The organism is Clostridium sp. CM038 (assembly GCF_055081105.1).
Genome location: NZ_CM143651.1, coordinates 1,018,827 through 1,041,238 on the forward strand (window position 1 = coordinate 1,018,827; position 22,412 = coordinate 1,041,238).

Genomic DNA, 22,412 nt, shown 5'->3' on the forward strand with positions numbered 1-22,412 from the left:
TTAATGAAAGGAACTAAAATTATTTCATGTATAACTATGGCAGCTCTAATGGTGATCATAGCTGTAGGGATAACATCAAATGTAGAGGCTAAAACGATTAAAGAAATTAAGTCAGTAATAGTGCCTGTAGTAAAACCGATCTCTGGTTCAAAACTACTTGTAGGGTATTGGCATAACTTTGATAATGGAACAGGGATAGTTAAACTTAGAGATGTTTCAACTAAATGGGATGTTTTAAATATATCTTTTGGTGAAACAAATGTAGATCGGGCTGTAGTTGAGTTTTCGCCTTGCTATGGCACAGAGGCAGAATTTAAGTCTGACATCGCATATTTGCAAAGCAAGGGAAAGAAGGTTGTGCTTTCAATAGGTGGACAAAATGGTGTAGTGCTAGTACCAGATGCTACTGCAAAACAAAAATTTATTAATTCTGTGGAGGCCGTAATAGATAAATATGGTTTTGATGGAGTTGATGTTGATCTAGAGTCAGGCATTTCGATGAATGCTGGAGATACTGACTTTAAAAATCCAAGCACACCACAAATTGTAAATCTTATTACGGGATTAAGAACTATTTCAGATTATTATGGTCCTAATTTTATATTAAGTATGGCGCCTGAAACTGCATACGTTCAAGGTGGTTATAGTTCTTATGGAAACATATGGGGTGCTTACTTGCCAATTATTTATGGTGTAAAAGATAAATTAACTTATATTCATGTGCAACATTACAATGCTGGTAGTGGAGCTGGAATGGATGGTTTAAATTATAAGCAAGGTACAGCTGACTATGAAGTAGCTATGGCAGATATGTTACTTCACGGATTTCCAATAGGAGGGAATTCTAGTAATGTATTTCCAGCATTAAGAGAAGAACAAGTGATGATAGGATTGCCAGCATGCTCATTAGCAGCCCCGAGCGGTGGATACATAAATCCTACAGAAATGAAAAAGGCATTAGATTATATAATGAAAGGAATTCCTTTTGGGGGTAAATATAAAATTTCAAACGCAAAGGGCTATCCAGGATTTCGAGGTTTAATGTCTTGGTCAGTCAATTGGGATGCTAAAAGTAATTATGAGTTTTCAACTAATTATCGTGCATATTTTGACGAAATAGTTAACCCAGTTTATTCATTAAAGGAAGCAATTATTTCATCAAGTGCAGTAGCTAATGGTAGCTTTACATTGATGGCTGAAGTACCAGGATATAATACTGCTAGTTCTTATAAATTTATAGATAATATAGGAGTAATTACAAGTGGTAAAATAACGCCTCAAACTTCAGAAGTAACATTAACTCAGCAAGTTGCTAATAAAAAACCCGGAACGTATGATTACACAATAGAACTTTCTGATGGAACAAAAACAATTACATCAAATCAAGTAACTGTAATAGTGCTGCCGGAAGTAGTAAATAAACTACAAGCAGCAACTTTAACAGCAGGAGCGGTAAGCGATGGAGCATATAAACTAACAGCAATAGTTCCAACTAATAATACCGCAACTTCATATGCTGTAATGGAAGGTACGAAGCAATTAACAACGGGTAAATTAGTAGCAGGACAAACTACAACACAAACAATAGTATATGATAGTACAGATAAGTCACCAGGTACTTATGATTATACAGTAGTAGTAACCTATGGAACATCATCACTTATATCAAATAAAGTATCAGTAACCGTTCCAAAAGTAGTGGGCAAATTGCCAGGTGTACCAACCTTAAGTCAAGATAACTGGGACGGTAGTTCTGAGTATAAAATTATTATGAACATGTGGTGGGGAGAGAATGGTACTTCTTGGAGGCTATATGAGAATGGAGTTCTAATTTCAACGAAACCATTGGTGATAAATGGTTCAAATGCCCAAATGGATTCCGTATCATTTAAAGGGAAAGCGAGAGGAACTTATGTGTATAAGGCAGAACTTGTTAATGATGCAGGTGCTACAGTATCTGATGAATTCAACTATACTGTATCAAATCCTAAATAGTCACAACCTCCCTCTATAATCATTGATTTAGGGGAGAGGTTCACAAATATAATACATGTTCGTAATCATCACATTAAAGTTATATATGTATATAATAGTATATATATATATTTTTTTATATTTTAATAATTTGAATACAAAAGATTATAATATAAGAAGGGGGAATCGGCATGTATTTGATCCCATTGCCACGCAAAGTCATAGAACGCGAAGGAATATTTTTGATAGGTCACAATACTGCCATTGTGTTAGATGTGGCATTGGATGATAACGATTTGGAAACGGCGAAGATGTTACAGCAGGAAATTAAAAAGGTTATCGCAATTACGCTTCCTATTAAAAAAGTGTTGCGGAGTGCAGGGGATCTTTATGAAAACTGCATTTGCTTTCAATATGACAATATAGACACAAGAAAAGAAGCTTATTTGCTGAGTGTGAGATCAAATAAAATTACAATTACCGCCTGTTCAAGCCGCGGATTCCTGTATGGAGTAGCTACGCTAATTCAGCTATGCAAGATATCACGTGCGGAAATTGGATGCACAGATATTGAAGATGAACCATCTTATTCAAACAGAGGATATATGCTTGATGTTAGCCGCGGAAGGGTGCCTACTATGAACAGTCTGAAAGTGCTGGTTGATCGGTTGTCCTTGTATAAAATCAATCAACTTCAACTGTATATGGAAAACTGTTTACGACTAGATGGATTTGAGGAAATTTGGTCGCAGACTGATCCTTTTACTCCGGAAGAAATTTTGGAACTAGATTCTTACTGCAATAAAAGAGGCATTGAACTGGTACCTTGCATAGCATCATTTGGACATTTGTATGATTTACTCCGTTCAGAGAGCTTTGGTAAATACAGAGAAATGAATACCGGTCAGGGTGAGGCATTTACTTGGTATAACCGTATGAGATACCATATCATTAATGTGTCTGACCCCGATAGTTTTGCTCTTATCACAGGAATTCTTGACCAATACATGCCATTGTTTCGCAGTGATAAAATAAACATTTGTTGCGATGAAACATTTGATTTGGGTAAGGGGAAGAGTGCTCCTATGGCAAAGGGAATGGTTTACGGAGAGATGTATCTTTCTTATGTGAATAGGTTAGTGGAATATCTTCAAAGTAAGGGAAAAAAGGTAATGATTTGGGGTGATATTCTGCAGAATCATCACGAACAGATGGGTAAACTTAATTCGCAAGTTACTTGCCTTAACTGGTATTACAATTATGGTGCTAAGGAAGAAGTTGTTAAAATTTTTGCAGATATCGGTTTGAAGCAATATGTATGTCCTAGTGTATCAGGTTACAGTAGGTTGGTGAATGCATATGACATGAGTTTTACTAATATAAGAGAGATGGCAAAGTTAGGTAATCAGTATCATGCGGTGGGATTTTTGAATACAGACTGGGGAGATTGTGGACATATTAATATGCCGGCGCTTGCCATTCCCTGCATGATTTATGGCGCAGCACAGGGTTGGAACGTTGAGGACGACAGGGATTTTAGCACCATAGACAAGGCTATTTCACTGGTTGAATATGAAGATCGCGGGAAAAATCTGGTAGGGCTGTTACGTGAACTTTCTCGTCAAGATATAATTACTTTTAACGATATGGCATTTTTCAGGGATTATAAGGTGTACAACCAGACCTACAATGATCGTGGAACCTCGCTATATGAAAAAGCTAAAAATGAAATGATGTTGGTTTCAGAGAATCAGCTTAAGGGTGCAGTTACCAAATGCAGCGAAATCATAAATTTCCTTAAACAAAATGATAGTGGTTCATATGCAGAACGCCAAGAAGAAATGCTAGAGTATTATCTTGCTGCTCGTGGTGTAGCACTTATGCAGGAGTTGACGCTGATAATTAAAAAGCGTGAGTATGCTCAGGATGTACAGCCACTGGATACTCCTTATGAATTGGCTAGTAAGCTAGAATATTGGCTGATGGATTACTGTACGGAGTGGAGGACTGTCAGCCGCGAGAGTGAATTGTATCGAATAAAAGAATTTGTTTGGCAAATCTGCTCCATCCTGCGAAAATACGATACAAAGTTACACAGTTGATGATAGATTCAAACAGAGCGATGATTCTCCAAAAATCATATAATAAAAGCTGTGAAATTAATTTCACAGCTTTTATTATATAATCATCTTCTGAAATGTCATTCTATAAGAACTGTTTCCTATTATTGTATAAAGACTTATAACCTAAGTTTAGGGATAAAAAAACTGTTATACAAACAGAAGTACAAACTGCAATCATAATGGCTATTTGGTACATAATCGCTGTGGTAGGTAGTGTACCTGACAACATCTGTCCTGTCATCATTCCCGGTAAAAAAATTATTCCCATTCCTAGCATGGAATTCATTGTAGGAATTAAGGCGGTTTCTAAAGCATTATTAGCAAAAGGCTTTAAAATATCTCTAGGCTCCACTCCTAAATTGAGTAAAGTATTAATTTTATTTTTTTCTTTGCTTATATCATCCATAAAGGTTTTTATTGCAATGTTTACTCCCGTCATAGAGTTACCAATAATCATACCAGCTAAAGGTATAGTGTATTGAGGGTTGAATATGGATTTACCAACAACTACAGTTACAAAAAAGACTAGAATAAAAAGGCCCGAAAATGTTAAAGAAGCTCCTATTGCAATTTTGAAATTGTGATTTAAGTCTTTTTTACTTTTAATTACTCTATCAATAGAAAATACTATCATAATTACTAAAAAAATTATAGTAAATATAGGCTTTGGATTACTAAAGACATATTGAAGTATATAACCCACAATTACAAGTTGAACTGTCATTCTTAAACTTGCAACTATAAGAAGTTTTGTTTGATTAACCTTTGATTTTTTCATAATTATGAGCACTATAATTAGAAGTAAATAAATAAGTGAAAATTGGAAAATACTTAGCTGTACTGCTCCTTTCATATTTATGCCTCCTTAACTATTTCAACTTTATTTTCACAAAACTCATCAACAATAGTTTTATTGTGGCTTACAATTACAATTTCAATGTTTTTTGCTTTGCAGAAATTTATTATATTTATCATCATTTCATGACTGTTTTTTTCATCTAATGCTGAAGTTGGCTCGTCGAGTAATATAATCTCAGGACATAATGATAAAAAAATTGATATATAAACTCTTTGACGTTCTCCACCAGAAAGGGTAGATGTATTTTGGTCAAGTGGAACATTTACGCAGCAAAGATCGGTAATGTAGGTAATATATTCTAAGCTAGGCATAGTTTTTTGTCTTAGTGAATAAAAGGTTTTAAAATTGTCTATTATGTTTTCATCAAAAAGGAAAACATCTTGAGAAACTAGGCTTACTTCACGTCTTAGAGCAATAGGGTCATATGCACCAATTGGTGTACCTTTATATAATAATCCACCAGATATTGGGGTTATAGATTGGTTTAACAGTTTTAAAAAAGTGCTTTTGCCACATCCACTTTCCCCAACGATAAAATTAATCATTCCCTTTTGAACTTTTACGTCATTATAAGTTAAATTGGATTTGTAAATAAGATTGCTTGCTTGAAATAATAATTCATTCATTAAAAATGACCTCCAAAAAAATAATATCTAAAATAGATATACAAATTCGATAACAAGTTTATCAATTAAGAATATCACTGGATAAAATTAAATGCAACAATATACAAAGTGACCTTCTGATACTTCTACCAACTGACCTTTTTCTTCTAAATGAACATCTATAATCGGATTATACTTGATACGGGTTCTATTTTCTGCACAAGCTGGATCAGGGACAAGTATTGATGAAAACAGTGCCTTAGTATAAGGATGAATTGGATTGCGATATAATTCGCAAGTTTCAGCGAGTTCAACAATTTTTCCATGATACATAACCCCTACTCGGTTGCAGACATACCTTACCATTGATAAGTCATGTGAAATAAATAAACACGTCATACCATTTTCTCTTTGAAGCTTTTTAAATAAATTGATAATTTGAGCTTGAATTGAAACATCTAAAGATGCAATTGGTTCATCAGCAATGATGAATTCCGGATCAAGACTAAGCGCTCGTGCAATTCCTACACGTTGTCTCTGTCCGCCTGAGCATTCAAATGGATAATAGTCTTTATAGATTTTATCAAGGCCTACCAAGTTCATAAGCTTATAAACTTTATCCATGCGTTCTTCTTTCTCCTTATACACTTTTTGGATTATAAGAGGTTCCTCAATAATTTCTTTTATAGTCATCCGTGAATTTAGAGATGATGTTGAATCTTGAAATATAATTTGCATATTTCTATTTATAAGTCTCTTTTGAGCTCTGTAAATTTTAGGATCTGATATAAGATTTCCCCTATAATAGATTTCTCCCTCTGTTGGCTTATGGATATTAATAATGCTTCTGCCAGTAGTTGATTTACCGGAACCGGATTCACCCACCAAGCCAAATATTTCTCCTTTATAAATTTCAAAAGATATATCATCAACTGCTTTAATTAAAGTATTTTTGTCTAATTTGAAATATTGCTTTAAATTTCTCACTTCCAATATTTTTTCGGTTTTCATTTCATATCACTTCACATTTCTCAAATTTAATGGGGAATTTATTTTTGGCGCATCTTTGTGTAAAAGCCAAGTTGCAGCACTATGTGTATCACTGATTTTAAACATTGGTGATTCAGCTAGATAATCCATCTTCAAAGCATATTTGTTTCTCACCGCAAAAGCATCACCCTTTGGCAGGTTCAGTAAATTAGGTGGCATTCCTGGTATGAAATTCAAAAATTCCTCATCAGAATCAATTTTAGGTAAAGAGGACATTAATCCCCAAGTATAGGGATGCCTTGGATCATAAAAAATATCTTTAGCTGTGCCAATCTCAACAAATTTACCTGCATACATAATTGCAATTCTTTGGGCAATATTTGCAACAACACCTAAATCATGCGTGATAAATATGATTGATATACCAGTTTTTACTTGTAACTCTTGAATAAGATCTAATATTTGTGCTTGGATAGTTACATCTAAAGCAGTGGTTGGTTCATCAGCAATTAATACCTCAGGGCTACAGGCCAGTGCTATTGCAATAACACTTCGTTGTATCATTCCCCCAGAGAAATGATACGGATACTGATTAAATCTTTTTTCTGCATGACCTATCCCAACAAGTTCCATCAATTCTATGCTTTTCCTTTTCGCTTCCCTTTTGCTAATTTTTTGATGAATGAGTACCGCTTCCATGATCTGTTTGCCAATAGACATAGTGGGATTTAAAGAAGTCGTAGAATCTTGAAATACCATAGATATGTCCTTGCCTCTCACCTTATTCATAGATTTTTCCGATAAATTTGTTATGTTCTCTCCATTAAGAATAACTTCTCCACTTTTTATACAGCCATTTTCGGGAAGTATGCGTAAAATGCTTTTACATAATACTGATTTTCCAGATCCTGATTCTCCAAGTATCGCTAAAACTTCTCCTTTTTTCAGAGAAAAAGAAACATCTCTAACCACCTTCACTTCACCCGCTTTAGTTGAAAAGCTTACGACTAAATTATTTACTTCTAACAAATTGTCCATATTCGCTCCTATTCATTAATAACCACAAAACAACATTATGGCGCCTTTGTAGTTTCTCTTTATTTTTTTAATTTTCTACTGAATTGTCCAGTCTGTAATATTCCGGAATATTCCGACGCCATGGTGGCCTAATACTGTTTCTGGGGTAATCCCTTTTATATTAGGTTTTGCAACATATAAGGCATCGATGTATGTGATAAATGTATATGGCATATCTTTAGCTAATTCAATTTGGAATTCTTTGTAATATTTTAATCTTTCAGCTTCGACATCAGTTTCTCTTGCTTTCTGTAATAACTCATCAACTTTGGCATTTGAATAGCTGTTGAAATTACTACCTTTACCTGTTACAAACACTTTATAAGTATGATCGTCCGGATCAAATGGACTTCCCCAGCCAATCAGGAATGCGTCTTGATTCTCCCAATCGATTTTTGGCTGCAGCGCAACCTTCATATCAACCCCAATTGCTTTAAACTGTTGAGCACAAACGTTCGCCATATCAACTCTAACCTGGTCTCCTTCATTGCAGTTGACAGTAAATGATATTTTCTTATTGTTCTTTTCATATATTTTGTCCTTGCCAAGCTTCCAGCCCGCTTTTTCAAGCTCTTGCTTCGCTTTTTTAGGATTATAATTAAATTCTTCCATATCAGGATTGTTATATTCTCCGGCCTGAAGGGGTGAATATGCTACTTTACCCTGTCCTAATAGAACACTGTCCAAAATAGCTAATCGATCAATAGCGTAACTTAAGGCATTGGGCAGTTCTGGATTTAACTTAAATAAGGGACTATTAAAATTATACATAATTCCTCTGTAGTCTGATGTTTTCATATCATAGACAACAAGATCCTTATTACTTTGAAGTTGACCCGCATCATGTGGTGTAACCTGCGCTAAATCCAATTCTCCGGATTTTAATTGCAGGGCTCTTGCCTTTGTATCCTCTATAATTTTAAAGACCACTTTATCAATTTGTGGTTCTTTTACATAGAAATCTTTATTTTTTACAAGAGTAATACTTTGTCCTTTATCCCAGCTCTCCATTTTAAATGGACCAGTTCCGATTGGAAATTGATTAAATTTATCTGTTGCAATATCTTTTCCTTCTAAGAGGTGCTTAGGTAAAATACCAATTGTCAAATAATCCAGCATCGCAATATTTGGTGCCTTTAAAGTTATTTTTACCGTAGTCTTGTCTACCACTTTAATATTGGTAATATCTTCATAGTTGGAGGCTATTTCTGAAGCATTTTTAGGATCCATAATTGTATCTAAAGTAAATTTCACATCCTCTGCCGAAAAAGGTTCATTGTCATGCCATTTAACATCATTTCTTAATGTAAAGGTATATGTTTTTGCAGTTTTATCATATTCCCAAATTTTTGCAAGTCCTGGAACAATCTTATTGTTTTTGTCATGAGTCGTAAGTCCACTAAAAATCAGGGAATTAATTTCTCCATGTTCATATAATGCGGGATTAATACTTGAATAATCACCACTTCCATAAACTAAAACCTTTTCATTCGATGCTGTTTTCTTATCAGCACCACTATCACCGCCACAGCCTACCAATAAAACCATGCTCATAATCAGCGCCACTCCTAAAATCATCTGTTTTTTTAATTGCATAATTTTTCTCCTTAATATTTATTGTTTTATATAAAGCATCAATATTTATATTAGAAATATTGATGCTTTATATCTTTATAAATTACTAAATTCTTTATTGTTTTCCTTCCTTACATAGTTGCCTATATTCGTTATGCAAACCAATGTAACCACTAAAAATATACCCGGAATCAAGATAATCCACCAATAATTTGATAACAATGCCTTTTCCGAAAGGGAGAGCATACTACCCCATGAAATAATTTCAAGTGGAAGTCCAATCCCTAAAAAACTCAAAGTTGATTCTATTGCAATGGCACTTCCAATATTAATAACCACCATAAACATTATTGATGAAATGAAATTTGGTAGCAGATGCTTTTTTAAAATATAAAAAAATTTACCTCCAGCACATTTCGTTGCTAAAATATAACCACTATTTCTAATTTGCCTTACTTCACTTCGTACAATCTTAGAAATGTTCATCCAACTAGTAAGCCCAATTACAATGGAGAGGGATACTGGATTTGCTTGTCCTATCATTGCTTGAATGAAAATCATGGCCAAAATCGATGGTATACTAAGTGCGATTTCAGTAAAACGCATCATAATATCATCTACTAATTCAGATGCAACACCACTGAGGCTTCCAACTACAATTGCGATTGTAGTTGATATGATCGTAGCTAATACCCCGATAAACAAAGAGATTCTACCACCATACCAAATCATAGTAAAAATATTTCTTCCTAAAGAATCTGTGCCGAAATAAAAGTTGCTGTTAGGAGCTACATTAATATTACCTAGGTGCATATAAGAAGGATCAACTTTCGTTATTATCCCGTAAAAAATACATCCAAGGATGATTGTAAGTAACATTCCTATTGAGATATAAGGTCTTTCGTTTATGTGTTTTTTAAAGCTTTTTCTTTTAGCTACTTTTATCGTTTCTGGAACATAATTTTCTCCAACTATTTTAAAGTCCCTATATTGTCTTTCCAACAATTCTCACCCCGATCATGTTTCATTCTTGGATCTATTTTATCATTAATTACTTGTGCTAACATATTTACGAAAACCACCAATATCCCTGTTATTAAGCAAAGTACCATCAGCATATTATAATCATGATATTTAGCGCTCTCAAAGGATAAAGAGCCAAGTCCAGGATAAGAAAAAACTTTTTCTACCACATAAGTTCCTCCTAAAATATGAGAAACGGATATTGACATAATACTAATACAAGATGGCATAATATTTTTTAAACAATGTTTATATACAATTTTCTTTTTACTTAAACCCTTAACTTTGCATAATAACACATAATCTTGTCTGGTTTCTTCTACTAATTTATTTCTAATCATGTATGTGTAATACCAAAGGTGACTCAATATCAGAACAATTAAAGGAAGTAGAAGATGCTCTACTCGACTTCCAATGTTGCTGGATTGCCCCAGCCCATAGGCACCACTTGAAGGTAATATCTCTAAATTAATACTAAAAATTAAAATCAGTATAAGAGATACCCAAAACGATGGAATACAAGTGGTTATAACACCTATTTTGCAAATAACTTTATCTATGAGCTTGTCCTCATGTAAGGTGCAAAAAATTCCTAAAAGTAGAGCAAATAAAAAGGTTAATATATAAGCAAGCCCCCCTAGTATAATTGTATTTATATAAACATCTTTAATTACTGTCGTAACGTTCTGCTTATATTTGTAAGATATACCATATTCACCATGAGCCGCATTTGCTAACCAGCTAATATATTGCCTATATATAGGGTCGTTTAATCCGAGCTTTTTCATTGCATCCAGTTTTTGTGTAGTATTCATCCTTTCAACGCCTTCGCCATAATAAGACATTAAAGGATCTCCAGGTGATAACCTTGCCATATAAAAGACAATGATAGACAGCAGAAATATAACAAAGATGAACTGTACTATTTTTTTTTCTATGTAAATCACATTATTCATAACATTCGATCCTTTCCTAAATAACATAAATAACATAAGAACCACGAAAATTCAGCTCCTTCTTCAAAAAAGAAAAGAGTCGAAACCTTCGTGGTTTAATTTTAATAGTTATTAAATTTTAGAAATAAATTTTTACTATAAAAAATTATTCTTCTAAATAAAGAGGCAAGATTCGTCTTGCATATTTAGTCTATATTATATTTCTAATTTAGTCAAATAAAATCATTTTATATATTATATTGAAATGAATATATAAAATTACGTGTTCATTTTTAAGTATATTATTCCTGTTTTTAGGTATTGTTGACAAGTAGATGTTATGATAACATTTAATCAATAACAAAACGTTTACATGAAGAAATGGGGGATTAATTAATGAAAAAAGCAGTATCAATTTTATTGGCATCTTTTATGATGTTATCTTTAAGCGCATGTGGATCAAAAAATGAGACAACAGCCCCAAAAGCATCGGATAAATTAACTGTTTATTCACCACATCCAATAGAATTTATCGACCCAGTAGTTAATGAATTTGAAAACCGGACAGGAATTAAGGTTGAGGTTGTAGCAGCAGGAACAGGAGAACTCTTAAAGAGAGTGGAAGCAGAAGGAGAAAACCCATTAGGCGATATTCTATGGGGAGGCTCATTGTCTACTCTAGAACCAAAGAAGGATTTATTTGAAAAATATCAATCTATAAATGAAAAAGATGTTTATGATGATTATAAAAATAAAGATGGTCAAATAACAAGATTTACTGCTATACCAAGTGTAATTATGATCAATAAAAACCTTATAGGAAAGATAAAGGTAGAAGGTTTCCAAGATCTATTAAATCCTGAGTTAAAAGGAAAAATAGCTAATGCAGATCCATCGAAATCTTCTTCAGCTTTTGAACAGGTAATAAATCATTTATATGCTATGGGAAATGGAGATCCAGAAAAGGGTTGGGATTATGAAAAAGCATTAACAAAAAATTTAGATGGTAAACTATTAAGTGGTTCTTCAGCCGTTTATAAAGGTGTAGGTGATGGAGAATATACTGTAGGATTAACATTTGAAGAAGCTGCTGCAAAGTATGTAAAAGATGGAGCGCCAGTTGAAATAGTTTACCCTAAAGAGGGTACTATTGCTAAAGCAGATGGTGTCGTTATTATAAAAGGTGCTAAAAACATGGGAAATGCTAAGAAATTCATTGATTATGTAACTAGTAAGGAAGGACAGACTTTAGTAGCTAATAAATTAAATAGACGTTCAGTTAGAAAAGATGCTCCAGCGGCTGAAGGGCTTAAACCATTAGATAAAATTAAGGTAATAAAGGATGACGAAGCATGGCTTAAAGAAAATAAACAGATGATTTTAGATAAATATAAAGATATATTTACAAGCAACTAAAAAAGATGGGCCCCTAGGACTTTTAAATATTATATTATTAAAAAGCCCTAGGTTTTTTTTATAAAAAAATTTGTATTAGAAAGGAAATTAAAATATGAGTACATCCATTGAATTCACAAATATAGTAAAAAGATATGATGATAATACAGTAATTCCAAAGCTTTCACTTAAAATTAAGGAGGGTGAATTTTTCACATTGCTAGGACCTTCAGGTTGTGGTAAAACAACTCTTTTAAGAATGGTAGCAGGATTTAATACAATTGAAGAAGGAGAGATTAAGTTTAACTCAAAGGTAATTAATGATATTCCCGCACATAAAAGAAATATAGGTATGGTGTTTCAGAATTATGCTATATTCCCTCATATGACAGTATCAGAAAATGTTGAATATGGGTTAAAGCTAAGAAAATTTAGCAAAGAAGAATCAAATAAAAAACTTGAGGAAATTTTAAAAGTTGTAAAGATATATGAGTATAAGGATAGATCACCAGACAAACTTTCAGGAGGACAGCAGCAACGCGTTGCACTAGCGAGGGCTATTGTAATTCATCCAACAGTATTGCTTATGGATGAGCCTCTTTCAAATTTAGATGCAAAACTTAGAATAGAAATGAGAAGTGCTATAAGAGAAATACAAAAGAAAGTAGGAATAACCACAGTATATGTAACTCATGATCAAGAAGAAGCACTTGCTATATCAGATAGAATTGCAATTATGAACAAAGGTGTTATTCAGCAAATAGATACACCACAAAGAATTTATTTAAGACCTTCAAATGTCTTTGTTGCTACATTTATTGGTCACTCTAATATATTTAATGGAAAAATATTAGTAGAAGAGGAAAAGCAATACGTTGTATTTGAGAATGGATATAAAGTGTCTATGAATAATTTGAATAGCGGAGCGGAAAACGGAAAAGAAATTAAAATATCCGTAAGGCCAGAGGAATTTATAATAAGCAATAACAATTATGGGATTAGAGGTGTAGTTCACTTTAATACATTCCTCGGGAAATATATAAATTATGAAGTAAAACTTGATAATGGGGAAATAATTGAACTAACACAAGATACTAGTACTAATGATACTTTCCATGAAATTGGACAAGAGCTATATCTGCAAGTATACAATAAAAAAATTAATGTTTTTAACAAGGATGGGGATATAAGTCTTATTACTGGAGTGGGAAAATATGAAGAATAAAAAAGTTAAAAAGATAAAATTTGATTTTTGGACAATAATAATTCTTATTTCATTTTTAATATTCTCAGTATTTCTAATTTATCCACTAGGTTCATTGTTTTTAACTAGTTTTCAAGATGTGGAGACCGGAAAATACACTTTAGACAATTTCGCTAAGTTTTTCACTAAAAAGTATTATTATGGAACACTTATAAATAGTTTTACTGTAAGTATTATAGTAACCTTACTAGCTATTTTAATTGGTGCTCCCTTAGCTTATATCATGACTACAGTAAAAATTAAATTTAAATCAATCGTAGAGGTACTTATTATAATATCTGTATTATCTCCACCTTTTATAGGAGCATATTCATGGATATTACTACTTGGAAGAAACGGAGTTATTACAAATTTCTTCTTGAAAACCTTAGGAATACATCTTCCTAGTATTTATGGGTTTAAAGGGATTTTACTAGTGTTTACCTTGAAATTATTTCCGTTTATATATTTGTATGTTTCAGGAGCACTAAAGAAAATAGACGTTTCACTAAGTGAAGCAGCAGAAAGTTTAGGCTGTAGTGGAGTTAAAAAAGTATTTACTATTATATTACCACTGATGCTTCCTACAATAATGGCAGCGTCATTATTGGTATTCATGAATTGTCTTGCTGATTTTGGAACTCCAATGCTTATAGGTGAAGGGTTTAGAGTTATGCCAGTTTTAATTTACTCAGAGTTTGTATCTGAGGTAGGCGGTCAAGCAAATTTTGCCGCTGCACTAAGTACAATAATGGTAATTATAACAGCGGTTATTTTTTTAGGACAAAAATATGTAGTTAATAGAAAGTCATATGTTATGAACTCATTAAAGCCTATATCTGCTAAAAAGGTTAAGGGATGCAAGAACCTTTTAGCACATTTATATGTTTATATTGTTGTAGCACTAGCTGCAATTCCTCAGGTAACAGTAATATATACCTCGTTCTTAAAAACAAGTGGCTCAATGTTTGTTAAAGGGTTTTCACTAAATAGCTATAAAACAGTGCTTTCAAAACTGGGTAATTCAATTCTGAATACCTATGTATATGGTATAATAGCTATAATAATAATAATATTATTGGGAATGCTTATATCTTACGTATCTGTACGAAGAAAAAGTGCCTTAACCTCCTTCCTAGATACATTAACTATGTTCCCATATATTATTCCAGGATCTGTTTTAGGTATTACATTATTATTAGCATTCAACAAGAAACCAATGGTGCTAAGTGGTACTTTCATTATAATGATAATTGCATTTGTTATAAGAAAACTACCTTATACCATTAGATCCAGTGCAGCAATACTATTGCAACTTAGTCCAAGTCTTGAAGAAGCATCAATTAGTTTAGGTTATTCTGAAATGAAAACATTCTTTAAGGTTACTGCAATTATGATGATACCAGGGGTATTTGCAGGAGCAATATTAAGCTGGATAACAGTAATAAATGAATTAAGTTCTTCAATTATTCTATATACAGGAACTACAAGAACATTATCAGTTGCAATATACACAGACGTTATAAGGGCAAGTTATGGTACAGCAGCTGCTTTATCATCTATATTAACGGCTACAACTATCATATCACTAATAGTTTTCTTTAAATTCACAGGTAAGAAAGAAATAAGTTTATAAAAACCTAATAGGGGGATTTGCGTATGAAAAATATAAAAAGAAAATTTTTCAAGGAAGAAATAAGAAAAACTTTTATATTATATGCACTGACTCCTATTATAATTTTGTCCTTTATTTTTTATAATTTATTATTTTTGTATAGCAGTAAAGCCGTCGAGAGAAGTAATAAAAAATATAACAATAGTATATCAAATATTATAAGTAATGAGTTTGTAAGTTACAAAGTGGAAGTAGAGCATTTAGTAAAATGGGATGAAATAAAAAAGGCTTTTTATAATCAACATGACGAAGCAATGGTATATGAAAGGCTTTATAATACCGTTAATAATCATAATATAAGAAGTGTTTTTTATGTTTTTAATGAAAAAGGAGAGTCTATAATAACAAATGCTAAAGGGGACCCTCAATACGCTAAAAGTGATGATTTATTTATGGGTGGAGTTTTTAAGAAAATGAAAGACAATCCTAATAAATCTGTTATGATGCTTAATAGGGCTCAACTCGATGTGAATACAAGAACTGTATATTCTATAGGAGAAGCTATTACTGATGACAATAACCACGTTGTAGGGTTTATTGTTTTCGATATTTTAGAAAATGAGATGAACAAAATAGTTTACAGTAGTAGCAATCATCATGCTGTAATAACTGATAGATATAACAATAATATAGTTTCAACTAATAATGCACTTCTAGATGGTATAGGTAAATTGAAGCCATTTTTGGATAAAGATAATAACTATGTATTTAATAATTCTATAATAGAAGGTAATGTTTATATTCATACAATTACATATGTGGGCTTTATAAAAAACATCTATTTAATAGGTGAAATATTTTTAATCTTAGTGTTTTTAATTTTAGTGTTTTCTATGTTATTCATTGCTAAGAAAATATCTATAAGTAAGACAAAGTCAATTGATAAATTATTGTCTGCTATTAACAGTGTTCAAGAGGGCAATTTGAACACTGTTGTCAGTATAAACTCTAATGATGAGTTTGAAGTTATAGGTCAGTATTGCAATAAAATGATAATAAGAATAAACGAGCTTGTAGAAAGAAACAAAGAAGAGGCAAGAAGAAATGCATTATCAGAGCTTAAGCAGCTAGAAGCACAATTTAACCCTCACTTCTTATTTAACACACTTGAAATGCTTAAATACATGATAAAAACAGATGAGAAGAGTGCCTCAAAGATCATTGTTTCAATGGCTAACTTGTTAAGATACAGCATAAATAAAAATTTTAATAAGGTAAAGCTTAATGATGACGTTAAATACATAGAGGATTATCTAATAATACAAAAATTTAGATTTGATGATAATTTTGATTACATTTTTAATTTAAATAAAGAAGTAGGAGAATGCTTGATACCAAAACTTATAATACAACCTATTATTGAAAATAGTATAAAATATGGATTTGAAACAAAACAATATTTAAAAATAAATATAGACTGTAGGGTTGAAAATGATAATTTAGTAATATCAATTGTGGATAACGGAGAAGGAATGAGTTATGAAAAATTATCTGGGATACTAAAACTCATTAACAAAAGTAAAAACGATACAAACCATATAGGACTTTATAATGTTCAAAAGAGAATCAATCTTATGTATGGTATGGAATACGGTATAAATATATATAGTAAACTATATGAAGGTACTAAAATAGTTATTAACCTTCCAGTACATAAAAGTGAGGAGTAGATTATGATTAAAGTGCTTATTGTAGAAGATGAAAATTTTATAAGAAAAGGATTAATCAACACTATCGACTGGCTGAGTATGGATTGTATTATTTCAGGGGAAGCTGCAAACGGCGAAGAAGGACTAAAAACGATTATAGAAATCAAGCCCGATTTAGTCATTACAGATATTAAAATGCCAATAATGAACGGCGTGGATATGTTGGAGAAAGCTAGTGAAATTTATGATTTTGAAAAGATTATCTTAACTAGCTACGGAGAATTTCCATATGCAAAAAGAGCTATAGATCTGAAAGTCTTTGATTATGTACTAAAACCAATTGATGAAGATAAATTTAAAGAGATAATCGGAAAGGTTAAGAATAAAATTGATGAGAAAAAAATATATAATGAATTTAAAAATAGTATTAAGGGTTACAAAAATATTGATGTTCTAAATTTGGAGTACTATTTAAAATCTGATAAAAAAAAATCTCAATATACTGAATCAGTAATTAACTATGTAAAAGACAATTACGCAAAAAAGATTAGTATTGAGGATATTGCAGAAAAGTTAGCAGTAAGCTCAAGCTACCTCAGTAGAAATTTAAAGGAACAGACAAATCAAACATTTCATGACTTTTTAAATAGATATAGAGTACAAAAGTCAATTGAATTACTTATGAGGGGGGAGTATAGGGTTTATGAGATATCTTCTATGGTAGGTTTTACTGATTATAAACACTATTCTACTGTATTTAAAAAATATATAAAAGCTTCACCATTAGAGTTTGCTAAAGCTAATTTATACATCAAGGGGGATAATGAAAATGATGAAGAGTAAAAATATTTCATTAGTAATTACAGATATGGATAAAACATTATTAGATAATGATAGCAAAATATCAGGAAAGAACCTGTCCTTTATTAAAAAACTTAAAAGAAATAATATTAAGTTTGCTGTTGCTACTGGAAGGTCAAGAAGCTCTCTGTGTAAATTTCTAGGGAGATATCAATTGATAGATGAAGTGGATTATATTATAAGCATGAATGGAGTAAGTATTTTCGATACTAAATCTAGGGAAACCTACGATTTCGGGTATGTAGATGAGGAAATTATTAATGAAGTTTATAATGCTTATAAAGATTATGATGTCTCATTTGCAGTCCATGAGGGTAATTGTTTGATTTGTAATAAAAAAACTACTTATACAGATATCGAATGTGAAGTAAATGGATATGGTGTAAGTGAGATAAGCGATTTTAGTAGAGCAATAAATAAAAAATATGCAAAGCTAATGATAATTGGAGAAAAATGCATAGTAGATGATATACATAGTAAGTTAGCAGAAATCGATTCTAAAAAATTTAATTTTTTTAAAAGCCATGATTATTTTTTGGAAATTGTTAAAACAGGCGTTTCGAAGGGCAATGCTCTAGTAAAACTTTGTAAATTAAAGGACATAGATATATCCAATGTAATGGCGATAGGGGATAACCTTAATGATTTAGATATGATAAAAAACTCTGGATTTGGTGTAGCAGTAGAAAATGCTCATGAGGAGTTGAAAAAGTATGCTAGTTTTATAACAAAATCAAACGATGAGAATGGATTTGCATATGCTTGTGATGAGTTAATCCATCTTTAAAATAATTGCCCAGTTGAGATGATGTATATTCATTTTGACTGGCTTATTTAAATTATTCCTATTATGGTTTATACTAGTTGCAAGTTAAGATAATTAAGTTCATATAAAAAACTTATTTAAAACCTAGTAAATATATTCTAAACATAAAATATTTTAGGGGGAATTGGCATGAAACAAAAAACTTATCCAAGTATTAAATATCCAATATTAGAAATTAACTTAAAAAATGTACGCGAAAATATTGAATACATGGTAGATTTATGTAGATCTCAGGGGATAAGCATTGCTGGAGTAGTTAAGGGGTTTAATGCAATACCAGAGGCCGTAGAACAGTTTGCACATGCAGGGTGTACATATATAGCAAGTTCAAGAATGGACCAAATAATTAAACTAAAGGAATATGGAATAGAGAAACCTTTTATGATGATTAGAATTCCAATGTTTAGTGAAATAAAAGACTTGGTACAATATGCTGATATTAGTCTAAATTCTGAAATGGAAACATTGAATATGATTGAAAATGAATGTGAATTACAAGGTAAAAAACATAAGGTCATTTTAATGCTTGACCTTGGAGATTTAAGGGAAGGCGTCTTTTATGAAAACGAATTCATAAATTTAGCGGAATATGTGGAAAATCATCTTGAAAATATAGAGTTATATGGAGTAGGAACAAATTTAGGTTGTTATGGAGCAATAATGCCTACAGAAGAGAATTTAGGAAGGCTTTGTAATATTGCTGAAATAATTGAGGGTAAAATAAACAGGAGACTAGAAATGATTTCAGGGGGAGCTACAAGTTCACTGCCTTTAGTAATAGATGGGAAAATGCCTAAAAGAGTAAATAATTTAAGAATAGGCGAGGGAGTACTATTAGCACAAGATTTAGATGAGTACTGGGGATATGATATGAGACATATGCATAAGGATACTTTTGTGCTAAAAGCGCAGGTTGTGGAAATAAAAGATAAGCCTACACATCCTGTTGGGAAAGTGTTTATTGATGCTTTTGGCAATAAACCAACCTATGAGGATAAAGGAATAAGAAAAAAGGCGTTACTTGCAGTGGGAAAACAGGATTTTGGGTTACACGACAAGCTAATACCGCAAAAACAAGGTGTTAAAATTATAGGAAGTAGTTCAGATCACTTAATTGTAGATATTGAAGAGTGTGATAGTGAAATTAAATTAGGGGACATACTTGATTTTCAAATGTACTACCCGCCAATGATGTGTTTAAGTGGATATTCAGGTATATCAAAGGTTTTAATATAAGCCATGTACAAAAAATAAAAATATTGACATATAATAGCCTTGTATGATAAATTTAAGGGAATCTCTTTGTATTGTATATAAATAACAGTACAAACTGATCAGGTGATGAACTTGTAAAAAAGTTCGTGAAGTTGGGCCTAAATGGCAATAGGATTAAAATTATACACCTGTGGGACAGTTTATAGTTCTACGGGCTTTTTTATTTGTATCAATAAATATGACAAATGCAAAGATAATTAATTACTAAGGAGGATATAATCATGAAAAACAGATTAGACAGAAAGTATCTTAAGTATGTACTATATGTTGCCCTCACGGCAACCTTGATTTTTATAAGCTATAATGTAGTATTTAATTTCAAAGAGGTTTTTAGTAATATTACTAGTACAATCAATTCTTTATTTTCAATGATTTCTCCACTCATTATTGGTTGTATAATTGCTTATCTATTATATCCATTATCAAAGATTATAAATGCTTTTCTTGTTAAGCACTTAAAACTTAAATATAAGCCCCATTTAATCAGCATTATACTAACATACTTAGTAGTGATTTTATTATTTATTATACTTATTTATAGCATCTATGCGATGATTGGTGGACAAATTAGTCACAATGAAACCTTATCAGTTATGTTCGAAACTATTAGTGATTATATAAAACGCTATAATGAGCTCTATGATTATATTAACAGAAAAATCACGCAAAGTGGTCTCTCTCTCGATATAAAGGGGTATTTATCACAAGCTATACAGCAGATATACTCATATTTATCACTTTCTATAAATAGTACAATCAAAATATTTGCAGGTATAAGCAACAGTATTATAAATAGTTTTATTGGTTTGTTTATTTCCTTCTATTTATTAAAGGATTATGAATTTTTTAAAAAGATATATTTAAATTATGTGAGTCTTATAATGAAGGAAAGTAAATTTAAGAGCCTTAATAAAACCCTTCTTGAAATTAATTATATTGTATCTAGGTTCATAAGAGGACAGCTCCTTGATGGTTTAATAGTTGGATTAATTAGCAGTATTGGCCTGTCTTTTGTAGGCATTGATTTTGCTATTCTTATTGGATTTACTGCAGGTATTGCAAATATTATACCCTATGTTGGTCCACTAATTGGTTGTATTCCAGCAATTATTGTGGGTATTCTTAGTCCGAACCCTATGCAGGCTTTATGGGCAGTACTTCTACTTCTTGCGGTTCAACAACTTGATGGTGCCGTTATATCACCAAAAATTGTAGGAGATAGCATGGGTCTACATCCGATTTTCATAATCATGGCAATAACTATAGGGGGAAGTTTAGCAGGTATAATTGGAATGCTTTTATCTGTACCTATTGCTGGCATAATTAAACTATTTTTAATAAAAATTATAAGAAAGCGAACAGATGAAACGAGTAGCGAAGTTTAAAACCAGGATAATAGTTAATTATTGAAATATAGAAGGAATATTTGCAATTTTGTAGAATGTTATAATTAGTATGTTATTTTAAAGTAATGAGTTAATAGATTTATTATAAAATAATTTAAAGACATTAAGGTGTAAAGGAGATAAAGATGGAAAAGGATATGAAAATTGCAGTTTTGATTGATGCTGACAATGTGTCTGATAAATATATAAGGTATATAATTGACGAAATTTCAAATCATGGAACACCTACATATAAAAGAATTTATGGGGATTGGACCAAGCCTCAACTAGCTTCATGGAAGAATGTATTGCTTAATTATTCTATTAGTCCAATACAACAATATAGTTATACTACAGGCAAAAATTCTACGGATGCAGCCCTAATAATAGATGCTATGGATATACTCTATTCAAGCAATGTTGATGGATTTTGCATTGTATCGAGTGATAGTGATTTTACTAAACTAGCAGCTCGACTTCGCGAAGCCGGTATGTATGTAATTGGTATGGGAGAAAAGAAAACTCCAAAACCTTTCATTTCAGCTTGTGAGAAATTTAAATATCTTGAAGTATTAGCTTCAATGGCGCCAAGACATACTGAAATAGCGACCGTTAAAGGAGCACAAATACAAGAAGAATCAAAAGGTGGTATGATAAGTCCCGGTAAATTAGTAGAGGCTATAAAAACTATTATAACTGAGATTTCAGATGAAGATGGTTGGGCATTTTTAGGAGAACTAGGTAGCACTCTTAATAAGAGGTATCCTGATTTTGACACTAGAAACTATGGTTATGCAAAGCTTACACCTTTTGTAGCCTCTTTAAAATATTTTGAGATTAGATCAACAAAAACTAGCAATCCAAGTATAAGTCTTAAATATATTAGAAATAAAGAGTGCTAACCCAAGGAGGAATGGGTTTGAAGAATTTCATATCCAGTAA

At 31.8% G+C, this 22,412-nt stretch carries 18 protein-coding genes and 1 riboswitch; of the genes, 11 read left to right on the forward strand and 7 right to left on the reverse strand.

The window, feature by feature from the left end; all coding sequences use genetic code 11:
- The first annotated feature begins 3 nt into the window (after positions 1–3).
- Together ACWJKS_RS04580 and ACWJKS_RS04585 are read left to right on the forward strand one after the other, a co-directional pair.
- The gene (locus tag ACWJKS_RS04580) at positions 4–1,995 is read left to right on the forward strand and encodes a glycosyl hydrolase family 18 protein (RefSeq protein WP_462960532.1); all 1,992 of its coding nucleotides are present in this window, start codon (positions 4–6) and stop codon (positions 1,993–1,995) included.
- A 170-nt stretch (positions 1,996–2,165) separates the two neighbouring features.
- The gene (locus ACWJKS_RS04585) at positions 2,166–4,076 is read left to right on the forward strand and encodes a family 20 glycosylhydrolase (protein WP_462960533.1); all 1,911 of its coding nucleotides are present in this window, start codon (positions 2,166–2,168) and stop codon (positions 4,074–4,076) included.
- A 103-nt stretch (positions 4,077–4,179) separates the two neighbouring features.
- Here ACWJKS_RS04585 and ACWJKS_RS04590 read toward each other — a convergent pair whose 3' ends face one another.
- From ACWJKS_RS04590 to ACWJKS_RS04620, 7 genes are all read right to left on the reverse strand, one after another.
- Entirely contained in the window at positions 4,180–4,950 is a 771-nt protein-coding gene (locus ACWJKS_RS04590) for an ABC transporter permease (RefSeq protein WP_462960534.1), read from the reverse strand.
- A 2-nt stretch (positions 4,951–4,952) separates the two neighbouring features.
- The gene (locus tag ACWJKS_RS04595; protein WP_462960535.1) at positions 4,953–5,582 is read right to left on the reverse strand and encodes an ABC transporter ATP-binding protein; all 630 of its coding nucleotides are present in this window, start codon (positions 5,580–5,582) and stop codon (positions 4,953–4,955) included.
- Between the two features lie 87 nt (positions 5,583–5,669).
- Entirely contained in the window at positions 5,670–6,572 is a 903-nt protein-coding gene (locus tag ACWJKS_RS04600) for an ATP-binding cassette domain-containing protein (RefSeq protein WP_462960536.1), read from the reverse strand.
- 6 nt (positions 6,573–6,578) lie between these two features.
- Positions 6,579–7,589, reverse strand: a complete 1,011-nt coding sequence (locus ACWJKS_RS04605) for an ABC transporter ATP-binding protein (protein WP_462960537.1) — start codon at positions 7,587–7,589, stop codon at positions 6,579–6,581.
- Between the two features lie 75 nt (positions 7,590–7,664).
- Positions 7,665–9,224 (reverse strand): ABC transporter substrate-binding protein, encoded by a 1,560-nt coding sequence (locus ACWJKS_RS04610; protein WP_462960538.1) that lies wholly within the window; start codon positions 9,222–9,224, stop codon positions 7,665–7,667.
- A 75-nt stretch (positions 9,225–9,299) separates the two neighbouring features.
- Positions 9,300–10,205 carry an ABC transporter permease gene (locus tag ACWJKS_RS04615; protein WP_462960539.1) on the reverse strand — a complete coding sequence of 302 codons (906 nt, stop codon included), beginning with the start codon at positions 10,203–10,205 and terminating at the stop codon, positions 9,300–9,302.
- Positions 10,175–11,218 (reverse strand): ABC transporter permease, encoded by a 1,044-nt coding sequence (locus ACWJKS_RS04620; protein WP_462961044.1) that lies wholly within the window; start codon positions 11,216–11,218, stop codon positions 10,175–10,177. The genes ACWJKS_RS04615 and ACWJKS_RS04620 overlap by 31 nt, the downstream gene beginning before the upstream one ends.
- A gap of 339 nt (positions 11,219–11,557) precedes the next feature.
- On the opposite strand from ACWJKS_RS04620, the gene ACWJKS_RS04625 reads away from it, so the two are divergent.
- The 9 genes from ACWJKS_RS04625 to ACWJKS_RS04665 all read left to right on the forward strand — a co-directional run bounded on the left by ACWJKS_RS04625 (position 11,558) and on the right by ACWJKS_RS04665 (position 22,372).
- The gene (locus ACWJKS_RS04625; RefSeq protein WP_216302881.1) at positions 11,558–12,577 is read left to right on the forward strand and encodes an ABC transporter substrate-binding protein; all 1,020 of its coding nucleotides are present in this window, start codon (positions 11,558–11,560) and stop codon (positions 12,575–12,577) included.
- A 94-nt stretch (positions 12,578–12,671) separates the two neighbouring features.
- Positions 12,672–13,781 carry an ABC transporter ATP-binding protein gene (locus ACWJKS_RS04630; RefSeq protein WP_216302880.1) on the forward strand — a complete coding sequence of 370 codons (1,110 nt, stop codon included), beginning with the start codon at positions 12,672–12,674 and terminating at the stop codon, positions 13,779–13,781.
- Positions 13,771–15,435 carry an ABC transporter permease gene (locus ACWJKS_RS04635; protein WP_216302879.1) on the forward strand — a complete coding sequence of 555 codons (1,665 nt, stop codon included), beginning with the start codon at positions 13,771–13,773 and terminating at the stop codon, positions 15,433–15,435. Before ACWJKS_RS04630 ends, ACWJKS_RS04635 begins: the two co-directional genes overlap by 11 nt.
- 23 nt (positions 15,436–15,458) lie before the next feature.
- Entirely contained in the window at positions 15,459–17,144 is a 1,686-nt protein-coding gene (locus ACWJKS_RS04640; protein ID WP_462960540.1) for a sensor histidine kinase, read from the forward strand.
- Between the two features lie 3 nt (positions 17,145–17,147).
- Entirely contained in the window at positions 17,148–17,966 is an 819-nt protein-coding gene (locus ACWJKS_RS04645) for a response regulator transcription factor (RefSeq protein WP_216302877.1), read from the forward strand.
- Complete coding sequence (locus ACWJKS_RS04650) at positions 17,953–18,771, forward strand: Cof-type HAD-IIB family hydrolase (RefSeq protein ID WP_462960541.1); 819 nt, start codon at positions 17,953–17,955, stop codon at positions 18,769–18,771. Before ACWJKS_RS04645 ends, ACWJKS_RS04650 begins: the two co-directional genes overlap by 14 nt.
- A 168-nt stretch (positions 18,772–18,939) precedes the next feature.
- Positions 18,940–20,046 (forward strand): alanine racemase, encoded by a 1,107-nt coding sequence (locus ACWJKS_RS04655; RefSeq protein ID WP_462960542.1) that lies wholly within the window; start codon positions 18,940–18,942, stop codon positions 20,044–20,046.
- 84 nt (positions 20,047–20,130) lie between these two features.
- Positions 20,131–20,226, forward strand: a riboswitch (NiCo riboswitch).
- Between the two features lie 80 nt (positions 20,227–20,306).
- A complete protein-coding gene (locus ACWJKS_RS04660; protein WP_165414484.1) occupies positions 20,307–21,470 on the forward strand; it encodes an AI-2E family transporter in 1,164 nt (387 codons plus the stop codon).
- A gap of 146 nt (positions 21,471–21,616) precedes the next feature.
- Complete coding sequence (locus ACWJKS_RS04665) at positions 21,617–22,372, forward strand: NYN domain-containing protein (protein WP_165414485.1); 756 nt, start codon at positions 21,617–21,619, stop codon at positions 22,370–22,372.
- Positions 22,373–22,412 lie beyond the last annotated feature (40 nt).